This is a genomic window from Hyalangium versicolor, assembly GCF_020103695.1.
Classification (GTDB): domain Bacteria; phylum Myxococcota; class Myxococcia; order Myxococcales; family Myxococcaceae; genus Hyalangium; species Hyalangium versicolor.
The window spans coordinates 1-583 of record NZ_JAHXBF010000096.1; the positions used below are offsets into that span (position 1 = coordinate 1).

The following is a 583-nucleotide window of genomic DNA, read 5'->3' on the forward strand; positions in this document are numbered from 1 at the left end:
CGGAGCGATCCGCTCCCAGAGCGCATCCGGTACGAGGTCCTGAGCCATGAGGCTCAGGTGCTCATGGCCAGGTTCTCCGGCTACCCTCCCTTTCAAACCTTACTTTTGTTAGGCGCTCTTAAGAGAGGACACCCAGTTCTGCGACGCGCTCCTCGTAGCCTGGAACTTCTTCCCATCATGCCAAAGGACAGCAACAGTCATGGCACCCAGGATGCGCTCACGGGCTTCACTGAGCCGTCCGTTTACGACAAGGCAGAGTTTGTCCCCTGGAGTTCCATAGATATGTCGGTATTCCAAGAGCTGCGCCAGAGCACCGCGCGTCTGGTGGAGCTCATCGCCCAAAGTCTTGGCCTCGAAGATGATGCGTTGATGGCTCTTGGGGGCGCGAGCCCATAGATCAATGGCGACAGGGATCTCCTCAATGCTCGTCCAGCCGGCGGTCTCTAAAGTGCGGTTCAATGCGACTAGCACCAAACGCGTAAGCGGCTCGAAACGGGTGACTTGCAGAGTTCCGCCGGTGGTGGGTAGGGGGAGCTGACGCCAGCGCCCGGGAGTTCGCCTGTGGAGCCCTGAGCCGAGCGCC

General features: G+C 60.0%; 1 protein-coding gene. It reads left to right on the top strand.

Annotated features, from left to right (window positions below):
- Window positions 1-396, top strand: a 396-nt coding sequence (locus tag KY501_RS52910) for a hypothetical protein (protein WP_224373264.1), incomplete at its 5' end; no start/stop codon positions are given.
- Window positions 397-583: the final 187 nt, after the last annotated feature.